This is a genomic window from Acidovorax sp. KPB24-07, from assembly GCF_057543315.1.
Genome location: NZ_BAAJYS010000730.1, coordinates 1 through 1,091, shown reverse-complemented (window position 1 = coordinate 1,091; position 1,091 = coordinate 1). Strand labels below are relative to the sequence as shown.

The 1,091-nt window shown below is 66.0% G+C and carries 1 protein-coding gene; it reads left to right on the top strand.

Features of this window, described 5'->3' with window-relative positions; all coding sequences use genetic code 11:
- A partial coding sequence (locus tag AC27IQ_RS25355; RefSeq protein ID WP_487091274.1) for a BMP family ABC transporter substrate-binding protein occupies positions 1-1,028 on the top strand: 1,028 nt, incomplete at its 5' end.
- Between the last annotated feature and the right edge of the window lie 63 nt (positions 1,029-1,091).

The following is a 1,091-nucleotide window of genomic DNA, read 5'->3' as shown; positions in this document are numbered from 1 at the left end:
CCGCCGCGAAGGCCGAGCCTTTGAAGATCGCGTTCGCCTACGTGGGCCCGGTGGGCGACGGCGGCTGGTCCTTCGCGCACGACAACGGCCGAAAGGCGATCGAGAAGGAGTTCGGCGACAAGGTGCAGACCAGCTTCGTGGAGAGCGTGCCCGAGTCGGCCGACGCCGAGCGCGTGCTGCGCGACATGGCCTCGCAGGGCAACAAGCTGATCTTCGGCACCACGTTCGGGTACATGGAGTCGATCCAGAAGATCGCCCCCGACTTCAAGGACGTGAAGTTCGAGCACGCCACCGGCTACAAGACGGCCGAGAACGTGCGCACCTATGACAGCCGCACCTACGAGGGCGCCTACATGGCCGGCGTGATCGCCGGCGCCATGACGCAGACCAACACGCTGGGCGTCGTGGGCTCGGTGCCGATCCCCGAGGTGATCCGCAACATCAACAGCTTCACGCTGGGCGCGCAGTCGGTCAATCCCAAGATCAAGACCAAGGTGGTGTGGGTGAACGAATGGTTCAGCCCCCCGAAGGAAACCGAGGCCGCCACGTCGCTCATCAACGGTGGCGCCGACGTGCTGTTCCAGAACACCGACTCGCCCGCCGTGCTCAAGACCGCGCAGGAAAAAGGCAAGCGCGCCTTTGGCTGGGATTCCGACATGACCGCCTACGGTCCGAAGGCCCACCTGGCATCGGCCGTGATCAACTGGGGCCCTTACTACATCAAGGCCACCAAGGATGCGCTGGGCGGCACCTGGACGACCGGCCAGAGCTGGTGGGGCGTGAAGGAAGGCGCGATCGATCTCGTCTCCATCGCCGAGGACGTGCCCGCCGACACCAAGGCCAAGGTCGAGCAGGTGAAGGCCGGCCTCAAGGATGGCAGCTTCTCGATCTGGAAGGGCCCGATCGCCGACAACACCGGCAAGGAAGTGCTGGCGAAGGACGCGGTGGCCGACGACAAGTTCCTGGGCGGTGTGAACTTCTACGTGAAGGGCGTCGAAGGCACCGTGCCCGGCGGCGACAAGAAGTAAGCGATCCCGCAGCGAATCCAGGCCGGCGCGCGTGCCGGCCTGGCGCGGCCTGCCTGGCCCGGG